General features: G+C 40.9%; 6 protein-coding genes and 1 pseudogene. All 7 read right to left on the reverse strand.

All coding sequences use genetic code 11. The features are described from left to right. Positions 1–68: 68 nt before the first annotated feature. The 7 genes and pseudogenes from PPOP_RS00595 to PPOP_RS00625 all read right to left on the reverse strand — a co-directional run bounded on the left by PPOP_RS00595 (position 69) and on the right by PPOP_RS00625 (position 10,402). A complete protein-coding gene (locus PPOP_RS00595; RefSeq protein ID WP_006284024.1) occupies positions 69–1,079 on the reverse strand; it encodes an erythromycin esterase family protein in 1,011 nt (336 codons plus the stop codon). A 181-nt stretch (positions 1,080–1,260) separates the two neighbouring features. After that, entirely contained in the window at positions 1,261–3,114 is a 1,854-nt protein-coding gene (locus PPOP_RS00600) for an ABC transporter ATP-binding protein (protein WP_042226828.1), read from the reverse strand. Between the two features lie 18 nt (positions 3,115–3,132). Continuing rightward, positions 3,133–4,455 (reverse strand): lanthionine synthetase C family protein, encoded by a 1,323-nt coding sequence (locus PPOP_RS00605; protein WP_042226831.1) that lies wholly within the window; start codon positions 4,453–4,455, stop codon positions 3,133–3,135. Further along, a complete protein-coding gene (locus tag PPOP_RS00610) occupies positions 4,442–7,588 on the reverse strand; it encodes a lantibiotic dehydratase (RefSeq protein ID WP_006284026.1) in 3,147 nt (1,048 codons plus the stop codon). Before PPOP_RS00610 ends, PPOP_RS00605 begins: the two co-directional genes overlap by 14 nt. Before the next feature lie 90 nt (positions 7,589–7,678). Beyond that, a complete protein-coding gene (locus tag PPOP_RS25660) occupies positions 7,679–7,843 on the reverse strand; it encodes an FDLD family class I lanthipeptide (RefSeq protein WP_199898924.1) in 165 nt (54 codons plus the stop codon). A 710-nt stretch (positions 7,844–8,553) separates the two neighbouring features. Continuing rightward, a pseudogene (locus PPOP_RS19795) lies at positions 8,554–8,718 on the reverse strand (RNA polymerase subunit sigma-70); the annotation flags it as partial. Positions 8,719–9,544: 826 nt separating this feature from the next. After that, on the reverse strand, positions 9,545–10,402 hold the full coding sequence (locus PPOP_RS00625) for an ATP-binding cassette domain-containing protein (protein ID WP_006284029.1): 858 nt from the start codon (positions 10,400–10,402) through the stop codon (positions 9,545–9,547). Between the last annotated feature and the right edge of the window lie 897 nt (positions 10,403–11,299).

Genomic DNA, 11,299 nt, shown 5'->3' on the forward strand with positions numbered 1-11,299 from the left:
AGAGTGGTTGCTGGTACTTCTATTTTACACAGAGAATCAAGGGTGTCTCTTTTTACATTTAATTGCAGCTAATTTTGGCATGTATAGTTAGTAAGTTGATACTCACTCCTATTCTCCATTGCTGCCGTTCCTTGATACATGAACAATCCGATATAATAAGAATTTTCAACCATTTGTTTTGAAACAAGCGACCCCATAGGCCTGAATCCTGTAAACGTTTTAAAATTTTTGAAAATATGAAAGTTATGCGCCCATACCACCACTTTCTCTTGAGGATAGAGGACCGTTAGGAGCCATTCCAAATTGTCCGCCATCACTTGATCCCTATACTTCCCATATTTTCTGTCGCTGCATGCAAGACAATGTAAGAATATTGCCGTATTGTCAAGAAAACGGCCTAGCATTAACAGCACCTGATTTTTCGGATAAGACTCCAATGCACTTCTCAGTTGCACAATCGTCCGTAGTTTCTCTGCTTTACTGTCTTCAAACTCCATAAGGAGTTCTTTCGGTATTCTTTTTCGGTTTGCTCGAAACTTACCAATGCGGTAATACCACTGATTAGAATATTCCGCTAATTGATGTAATTCCTCTATCGTATCTATGCCTAAATCGCCCTGCCTCTGTAGCATTTCTCTCAATGGATGGACGGTAGCGGAAGGTTGAAAGTCAAACCCAGCCAAAGTTAAATCTGTTGACTTCAGCAATTGAAATAAAGGCAGCGTTTCTTCCGTTCTCCACAGCGAAAAAATAGATTGCTTCATCATTTCCTCAGCATCAAGCCTGCCTTTCAAGCCGTTGACACTGTAACATTCGCTCAGACCGCTCTCAAACGCAACCACTTTAAAATCCAGCTCTTGGTGTAAAAATGCAATCAGTTTGGCTTTCAACATATTATTTTGAGCAACACCATGGCTGTTCTCCCCTATCCACACGATTCGCTTATCGGCAATATAGGGACGGATGGGTTCGAAATCGGTGTGATTGCATGCCGATGGTTCGGGAAATCGATAGCTATTGTTCCGAATCCAGTTCACTTCTTGCACATATTTCTTACTGAATCGCCCAAAAAAATTCATATTTCTACACCTCCTCAGATGGAAGCATTACTTCTTGTACTCCTTGCTCTCCTTTCGCTTGAAAATCATCCTTATTCCCATTATTATTCCGATGAGTAGCGCAACCAAGATAGATAACGTAATGGATCCTATCTTCATAAAGCTGTACATTAGTTCTTTCAACAGTGCTAATAACATCTTCTTATCCCTCATTTATTATGGATTCAACGTCTCCTCTACCTGGAAAGAAAGATTGTACCTGCAAATGGTATAGATATCGATATTCATTACATCCATGCATCAATTGTTGGTGGGTTCCCATCGCTTTTAACTGACCCTCTTCCATATACATAATACGATTAGCAAATTTAGTAGATGTATAACGGTGAGAAATAAAGATCCCAATCTTGTTATCAATGAGTTCGGTGAATGTTTCGAACACTTTTCTTTCCGATTCAGGATCAAGTGCAGCACTCGGCTCGTCTAATATATAGACACTACCTTCCTTAAAAAATGCTCTGGCAATCGCTATTCTCTGCCATTGCCCCCCAGATAGTTGGATTCCCCCGGGAAACCATTTTCCTAATTGCGTATTTATTTGATTCGGCAATGCTTTTACCACGTCCAATAATCCAGCTTTGGATACAGAATAATATATTTTATTATCGTCCTGCATATTTTGGTAATCGCCAAGCCCGATATTTTCACGCACGGTCATTTCATATTGCATAAAATCTTGAAAAACGACGCCGATGTTTCTTCGAATCGATTCTGTCGTATAGTTGCAAATAGGAACATCGTTTATTAAAATTTCACCTTCATAACCTTTATACAGTTGGGCAATAAGTTTAATCAACGTTGATTTTCCAGAACCATTTTTCCCTACGATGGCAATGGTATCCCCTCTTTTCAGCGAAAAATTGATGTTTTTCAGTGCATAATCATCCGTGCCCGGGTAAACAAAGAAAACATTTTTAAATTCAATGCTCTCCATGTTCGTAAGCGTAATCTTTTGGCCATCATCAGGATCCGGCTTTGGTTGAGCTGCTTGCAAATGTAGAAAATGAAAGAGCTGTTCAATATAAAGGTTGTGCTGACAGAGTCCAACGATACTTTGTGCCAGCCGTTGGGAGGTCGATTGCGTAAGTGTAATCGCCTGAATGTAACTAATAAAGCTGCCTACTAAGATCTGTTTCAGGAGCGCAGCCTTGGCGATCATAAAGAAAGTTATTGTCATTAGGGTTACATTCACCATGTTACATACCATGGCAAGCTGCAACCTCTTCTTCGCCATATGCTTATCTTCTTGATAAAATCCTGCCACGATCTGTGCGAACTGGCGCAAGAGATAGCTTCCAATTCCAAATAGTTTGACTTCTTTATAGGCTTTATCATGCGTTAGCAAATGCGTATAGTACCAACTCATTCTGCTCCTGTTCGCACGTTGCCAGTGGACGTTAAATTCGAAGTTGCTGAGTTTCATATAAGAAGGTAAGGAAGCAAATGGGGTTACAACCAACAGCAGACTGATCCACCAGTTCCACTGAAATAAGAAGATAACGGAAGCAACCATCGTCGTTATGCTTGTGATAACGGACAATAGTTGTTGAAAAATTTGATAAGGACGGAAACTGGTTTCTTGTTGGGCTCGTTTAAGCTGATCCAGTACTGCAACGTTCTCAACGTCCTCTTGCTCCAACGTGCCCGCCTTTTCTAATACAAGCATATTCAGATGATTTGACAATAACGTCTGAAAAAGCCCCTCCAAATATTCGTGGATAAGATTCAAAATATCTCGCACGATGAAAAAACCTACAAAAAATAAAAATACGAATAAGATTCCCAGCATGCTGCTATCATTCGTTGTGATGATCGAATTCACAAGCAATTGCGTTATATATAACGAAATGACCGGGCTAACGCCCTGAAGCAACGCAATGATAAATATCGCAGTAAAATACAGTTTATGCGTCCGATAAAATAGGGTGCATAGTCTGGGCCAATAAATGAAGGTACGAAATATCGCCTCATAGTTATCGTTCACGTTTTCTTCCACTTTATCATTCCTTCACCATTATGAAATGAGGAAAATATAGTCCCACTCGTAATCTTGTTGTCTCAATATACTCATCAGCACAAGCAGAATTCCTGCTGTCCCGACAAGAAGTCCTGGATTCTGCGTCGATCCATAATCATTATCACGGAATCCGAATGGAAGTTCCTGCTTATACTCATCAAATATGACTTCCAACGCATTATCTATGCATTTCCTGTTCCATTCTCGTCCATGCTTGAGATGAATTTTATGCAGTAAATATACAAAGCCAGCAAAACCGTGACAAAACGTTGGGGATGTAATGGACCAAGTTTCTATTGGCCGACTCATCATTTCCTGATACGCACGAATCGCCAACGATTCACGAGCCGAATCAGCTAGCGCATTTGCCGCCAACAGTAAAGTATGGCATATTGCTGGAATACCGTAACACCATGATTCATTGTTCCTTGTCTCTTCAGCCCTCGAATCGGCAACATATTCCTCCAACGATACTCGATCAGGCCATATCGTACCATAGTGGTCGTGTTGCTTCCATCGTTCCAAAAAAGTACATATGGCTTCAATCGCCTGAAGCTGCCCCTCTACACGAATGCCTTTCATATAGGAAGAACTCAGTAGCGACAAGGGTCCTACTATCCCATGGGAAATTCCTAAATTGAAATTTCCTTGTTTATACTTTATCTTCTCCAATTCAAGAAATTGGTTCGATCTGGGGATATACCACCCCGGAACAAGATCTCCATCCCTTTTGAATTCACGGCATAAAGCAACAAGATAGTGTAGGATAGCCGTTGTACAGGAAGCACTCTCCTTATCATTATATTGCAGCAAGTACCGTCCAATTCCTGAAAGACCTTCCATACAGTCGTAATCCAACATATCCACGTGACCATGCAGATGATCTGTTGCCTGCTCAATCTCTTGCGGTAAATGGGCTAATATAAAGCTGTGCAGATCAGTCGTCATCTTTACATCGTTCTGATATGTACGATTCAGCAATGCAGTACTTGCAGCAATTCCCGACAGTCCCGACCATAACGATAAAGAATAAACATTGCCGTTATTAATCAATGTTTGCAACCTGCGCACATATTCGTGTCCAACTCCTTGCCAGCCCTCTTCTGGAAACAAGAAGTCAAGCTCCACCATGAGTATAATCAGCCCTGGTATCCCGACAGCCAAAGAGCAAAGATCCGCGTGGCTATATTCTTGATCCTCATAAAAGGCGATAACCTCGTCCACGTCACGGTACGTTTGCTTTACATGATTAATAATCGTTAGGATTTTGTTTATTTGATATGTCTGCCTCTCTGAATCAGCCTCTTTACATTTCCACATAGATGTTTAGGCCCTTCTCTTTCTTGATATAGCTCAGATTATGAAGAGTATGGTAGGCAAAACTCATGATTTTCTCCTCCAAACTCTGGTTCATGCCAATCAATCGATTTAAGCTGAGGTGGATAAAACTAGACAGAATTGTATCTGGTTTATTGTACAATTTTTCCGTGCTTTTCATTTCCTCTATGTATGTTTTCATTTGTTTTGAACGATGTTGGAACTGCTGATAGACATAGCAACCATCTTTCATTGATTGAAAATGATTCCAATCATTCGAATCGTTGCCAATCTTCATATATAATGAGCGCTGCTTCCTAAACTCGTTCGTGTACTTCTTACAAGAAGTCATTCGCTTCAACCAATTCAATTGATCTTCAAAATGAGGATAAAAGGCAGCAACATAATCGATTACATTAATGACTCCGATATTTTCCAATGTTAGCAGGGTATCTTTTCTCTGAGAGAGCTTAATGGAATTGGAGACAAAGCGACTATCTGCATCAAACAGCTGCTCGGCCCAACCTATCAGGTTCGGTCCACCGTATCTCTCGATCTCAGGCTCATAACTATCCAAACAAAATTTCGTTACCATCCCCTTGGAGATCATGTGCTCCATCCAAGAATGGAAGGCCGGAAATAATATATTCATTAGAAGTTCCGGCTTGCCTTGGAATCGAAGACGTAGATGTGAACGGGGATCTGCATATCGCATAAAGAAGAACAGGTCGAAAGCTTTCCCTTCCAGCTCATGAATAAACCCGGGTAACTCGGTACCCACCCAATCATCCGCTCTACTATTGATACCATATAGTTTGAAATACATCCATTCGCTTCCTGGTGGGTATACTCTTCTTATTTCCGTCAAACTTGAATACGTATTGAAGGCTTCGATTTCATTCTGAATATACTTGTTTGGCGTCGTTATGCGAATTTCCTGTTGTAAAGGAAATACGGCTTCCATACAATATGATCGGTGATCAACTGACTTGGAAATAAAGTTGCCACATTCAGCTTCAATTTCCGTTACAACCATGAAGCCATCTTCAAGCAACTTGTTTACTTCACCCACCAATTGCTTCAGGTGAAATTCACTGTCCAAGTCATACATAATCCGATGATCTGCTTCTGTTACGTAAATAAACCTAGGAACTTGATATTGATCTCTCCATTGCTGAAGCTTTTTTACCCGATCCTGCTCTCTATCATTCGTGGAAAAAGCTAGTATTTTTCTATCAATATTCCAAGTTGCAGGGGAAAGTACGATTCTTCCATACCTAACCCTCGGCAAATAGGGCAGACGAGATAATAGCCCCCAATAGAATCCGCGCCAATTTTTATACCGTGACATTCCTAACTCACACATAAATCTATAGATGTTAGCGGTTCCACTGGTAAAGTTAAGCATATGATTCGTTACGGGGATTATCTCTTTGTTCAGCCTCCGTGATTTAAGATAGAACCTGTATCCATAGCTACCTACGACCAAATCATCCAAAGTGATTTCTTCAAACCGACTGCTAATGCTCGTTCCAATAACAATCTGATAATTTGTTAGGCTTTTGGTCATGACTACATTCGTTGCCTTAGATTGTCTAGGCAAATATACGACCTCAGCAAATATTTTGTTTGAATGCTCATCCGAAACTTCCTTTAGTCGATCCGTTACTGCATCATCCACCATATCTAGAAATCTTCCAAAGCTTTTGCCTGCTCCAGCAGACCCAGGATTCGGTCCCAAAATAAGCTGATAATCTGTATCATCTTTGCCTGAACTAACTATTGAGAAATATAACTCCATTGTTTCCGGAAACGATAGAAAATCATCCTCGCAACTCATGGTAAGGTTGTTTATAATCGCATCTGTTACTTGTAGTTCCCCCCCTTTCTTCATTGCATCCCATGCATAGTTCATTAGTTTCCTAGAGTAAACGATATCCTCTTCATCGTTATTCTGTAATCCATAGATGCTTTTCGGATTTACATAAGTAGGAGGTGCCCCCAAGCCAATATCTTCATCTAGCAGTTCACATAAAGGAACCTCTCTTGAAACCCCATATGCTTCTATAAACTCCTCATGATATTGCCTAAGATGCTTATACCATACGGACTGCGGTGAAAGCTTGAGCAAAATGTCAGCCGTTTGATTTAATTCTTTTTTTATACGCTCGGTAATCGTGTTGCTGATCATAGATAGTTTCACATCAATTTGCAGCGGGGTTTGTACTTCAGCTAGCTGATTCATCCGTGCAACTGTTGCTTCGTAAATCGGCAATCCTGCTCCAATTTTCTGTTGGTTATAAGCATGAATAGAACATCTAATTTCAAGTAAACGCTCGTGTAAAGTATGAAGTTCCTCAATGAGACTAACCTTCCCAATGAGATAGTCAAAGGCATTTTCATCGGTTAACGGGGGCCGAAGTGTACTTAACAAAAATTCGTTCTTAAATAAAGTGAATGTAAAATTTTCAACCGTCTGCTTATCTACCTGGTTATACCTCTTATGAATAAGCTGATTCAATTCCGTCATATTTATGGGAGCATATGCCTGCTTCCGGGTAAAATCAACAACTTCATTCCAATTGGCGGAAGCACATGTGAAATCTTTATTGCTATCTGTGTACTCGCCGTAAGAAGTAATAAAAGGAAGTTTGATTCTGTCGCCGACTTTGTAGGCCATCAAGTTGAATTTGACGTCTAATTTCTTTACAATATTTATGTCATTTTCTATATTTTTTATTATTTTCAACAACCACTGCATGTCCGGTCTAGCTCGCTTTACATGTTGCTCAACAGCACCTATTTGAATCGCATTCTCCGTCCCAAAAGCTCCAATGCCTATCCCAGAAAATAGTCCGAATGGAGTTGCTCTAGAAGACATGCGATTGATATATTTGAATAAGCTTCCCATCACTTTTTGACATTGTTTATCGGTTTTATCCGTTTTCATTACACTTGAATACAAAGAAGGACTTGCGATCGCAATCGCCTCAACAATCGCAGGGTGCTTTAACATCTCTGATGGATCACCAGCAACGTCATTAAAGTAGGAAGTGATATTCTCTACAAGCAGTAATGGTGTTCTAATCATAAAAAAATCTAAAGGTATATAGGTAACGTGTGATTCCGCTTGCATATTATCATCCTTTCCAACATTCACTACATGAATTCTTCAGACATATCACGGCACTATATTACTTAGCAACTGGACAGTGTACTATCCAAGTCACGGACAACCTGGCGTACAATGCTGTGTAATAGTGCATCCACACGTTCCCCCGCAAGTTACTTTTGTTACCCAACATACTGCGGTTCTTACGGTATCTGGATGAACAACATCATGATGAAAACTTTGCACTTTAACATCTAATTCAAACAATTGATTTTGCATGCATAATCCCCCTATTGAATATGAAGTCGCCGTGATATGCCAGAAAAATACATGTAATCAGGAACGCAAGAGATGTAAGGATATTACATTGTACTAGAATCAATCCCTGAGTGGGCCTACTCCGACTGAAAAACAACCCTCTACCGTCCATTATAGCATAAATAAGGAATCTAACAACATTTTTTCCTAAAAGGGAGGATACCCTTAACTATCGATAGAAATGATAACATCGAAAGAATGAAATTCAGTTAGGTATAAGCCTAAACCGCAATTCAGCCGCCGTAGAATCATTTCTAAGGCGGTTTCATAGATATGTAATTCTACGGCCAAATACCTGCCCGTCACAATGGATAGACTGCCTCCTGTAGCTTTATTTTTCATCATGCAAGTGACCATACCAATACGCTGGAAATTAGGAACGTCCGGGAAAGAGCGATTCTCGTATTTCCGACGTGCTCATGGATTGTAGAGTTTGTATTCTTTCCCGCTCTGCTTAATCGTGGCTTTATACCCTGGATTGACTACAACATCAGCTTGAATCGATCGCTGCTCTTCCCCTTGCAGCACAAAAAGTGAAGGTTCCTTTTCCTAGTATTTGAAGTTAGAAAAACGAGCTGTCGCGGCTCATGCTTGTCCAATTTCACTTCACAAACCGACCGCTGCACACAAATCGTGCCGTTTCCTGACATCGGCTCGTTTCACAACGTGTTCACGATGTGTGCAACCAAGCGTAGATTGTGCTCAATGAGCATATTGCGCGACTGTACATTCCCATCCGCCGCCCGCTGCAAATGCTTCATCTCATCCTCTTCCGCCGACGGTTGTAGAAACGTATTGTTCTTCACGTAGGATACAAGGAGCGTAAATTGCTTGATAAGAACTGAACAAAGAAAAAACGAGTGATGATGAAGGCACCCACGGCAAAATGGTCTCTTCCAAACTCGTTGTCAAGTTCGCGTGAACAACCGCAAGGGCAGTCAACGAATCTCTACCATGGAGAATCTAGTTTACGCTTGTTAAGTACAACTAAGAATAACGCACCTAGAATGAGTCCGTAAAATAGTGATGCTCCAAGCGCCGACATTTTTAAAAAGAGTGTCGCATCATCATAATAAGATAGAACATGTATGGTTTTGTCTACGGGTGGGAGTAATAAAATTGCATATTTCAGCCTCTCAGGTAATAGCTTTTCGAGCGGTGATACGCAAAAAGTAATGACGATTAGAAAACTTAGCATTAGGAAAGACGTTAAACGCGAACGAATGAATTTTGAACTGAACCAGCAGGCTAACGAGACTCCTAACCAAGATATAGATAAATGATAGAGAAATGCCATGAATAATTCTTCAAAGCTAGGGTTCCTATCAAATTTATGAAAGAGTGCCGGAAACAGTACTGCGTAAAGGGCAAGTGGAATTGTAAAGATCCAGCTGTATAATAATTTAGATAAATAAAGAGTAAATAAACTACCGGAATGTAGCATCGTCACTGATTCTTGGTTAGGCGTTTCGATATCAATGATCGTATAACATAATACGCTTGCAACAATAAATAGAAATGATATGGAAAACGCATAGCTTTCCATTACGGGATTAGGTACCACACTATAAACAAAAATGATTCCAAGGATAAAAACAAACGTTGGTGGTCCATATCGATATGATCGCATAAAACAGGTATGTAAATACGAAAACAAAAAATTCATGGAGCCATCTCCATTCGTTGTAAGGTGATAATCTCTACTCCTTTATGAACGAATTCCATCATAAAACCATAGTAATCCTTTTGCATAATGATAAATTTAACTTGGCCATTGTCATCTATTTTCCAAGTGACTTCTGGAAAAAGACTCGTTAGGTGGTAGAGTGCTTCCTGGGTTAAGACACATTCAAGTTCGAAAAAGGTAACGTTTGGACTTTGAGAAGCTACTATATTTTCTTCCCTCAACCTACCTTGTCGAATCCAATAGGTACGACTTTCTAGTTGATTTGCAAGGAAAGGATCATGAACAGCGGCTAAAATAGAGGTACCTTTTGCTTTTATTCTCTTCAGGGAGGCAAGTAAATGCTCGATCGATTCCTTGTCCAGCCCAGAGAAGGGTTCATCCAAAACAAGCAGATCCGGTGTTTTGATCGTAGCCTGCATTACGTTGACTTTTTGCAGCATCCCTTTCGAGAAATGAGTCATCAGTGAACTTTTGCTTTGTTCGAGGTTAAAAAACGTGTGCAGCTCCGTAATGCGCTCTTGAAGAACGTTTCTAGGCACATTTGATATTTTACCCATGTGGGTTAGGTACTCCGTTGATGTCATCCTTAACTTCGATAACCGATCAGGCGTATAACCGATCACTAGTTTTGAATGTTTCAGTGCTCTTTGTCCCGTAGTTAATGGAATTAATCCGGTCACAATTCGAAGTAACGTGCTTTTCCCAGATCCATTACTTCCTCTTAATATAATACATTCTCCTTGCCCAATACTCAGCGAAATATCCGATAAAACAACTCGATTACCATATTTCTTCGTAACTTCCTTTAATGTCAAAAAAGCATTAGACACCATTTTCTCACCACCATAAAAATGTATATACTCATTATGTTAACACAATTAACCAACTAAAGGAATATAATGTTATTCTATGCGATGACCTCCACGTACATCGCCCGCGAGTAGCCAAGCACCATGATCAACGCGTACCGCTTTTTCATTCGGCCGTCTTGCTCGACATGGAAATGGCCCCAATCCACCTGTGCTTGCTCACCGGGCTGCGTTTCGAACCGCTCGTCGCTTTCTCGCTTTCGACTGAATCGCCGGCCGCAAAGGCTGGATGAAGATGCGAAGGATGGTGCTGCCGTCGGTATAGCCTTTCGAGCGGATCTCCTCTAGCATGACCCTTGCATTCAGGCAGCCTTCCACCATACGATTTCGTATGTAGTCTTTATAAGCAGGCGTATTGCGATGGTTCCACAGCAGGATGATCAATGGACGGGTGCAAGCAGCCAAACGGCGGGATAGAGGTTACCGTAATGTTGAAAATCTGATTGCCATGGTCTACATGACCGCCAATAAGCTCCGGCTTTCGAGGCTCGGAGCCCGCCGAGCACAATAACCTTACTGCCTTGATACCACACTTCAGAGATTGAAACAGCGGTCAAGCGTTCTCCTTGAGGGCTGTTTCAATCTCTGAAATTCTCTTAAAAGCGGAAGGGTTATGAAACGAACATTGCTGCCTTTACCCACACAATAGAGCGAAGAGCCGAAACAAAGACTTTTGCAATTCAGGCCTGTTGATTAACCAAATTACCCCATATCAAAATAATCGGGATTCTCTTAATAGAATACAATGAATCCGTAACTGCCACTCAACGGGAAGCGAACAGAAAACAAGTAATCGGGCAAACCGGGCAAACCGGGCAAACGAAAGAACGGCATGCCGAGGCAAGCCGGTGCTCGTAACAT

Source organism: Paenibacillus popilliae ATCC 14706 (assembly GCF_000315235.1).
Classification (GTDB): domain Bacteria; phylum Bacillota; class Bacilli; order Paenibacillales; family Paenibacillaceae; genus Paenibacillus_B; species Paenibacillus_B popilliae.

What these genes read in the sequence shown, in the direction of transcription:
- PPOP_RS00595 (WP_006284024.1), bottom strand. Translation starts at nt 1,079, where the DNA reads ATGAATTTTTTTGGGCGATTCAGTAAGAAATATGTGCAAGAAGTGAAC.
- PPOP_RS00610 (WP_006284026.1), bottom strand. Translation starts at nt 7,588, where the DNA reads ATGCAAGCGGAATCACACGTTACCTATATACCTTTAGATTTTTTTATG.
- PPOP_RS00625 (WP_006284029.1), bottom strand. Translation starts at nt 10,402, where the DNA reads ATGGTGTCTAATGCTTTTTTGACATTAAAGGAAGTTACGAAGAAATAT.
- PPOP_RS00605 (WP_042226831.1), bottom strand. Translation starts at nt 4,455, where the DNA reads ATGTGGAAATGTAAAGAGGCTGATTCAGAGAGGCAGACATATCAAATA.
- PPOP_RS25660 (WP_199898924.1), bottom strand. Translation starts at nt 7,843, where the DNA reads ATGCAAAATCAATTGTTTGAATTAGATGTTAAAGTGCAAAGTTTTCAT.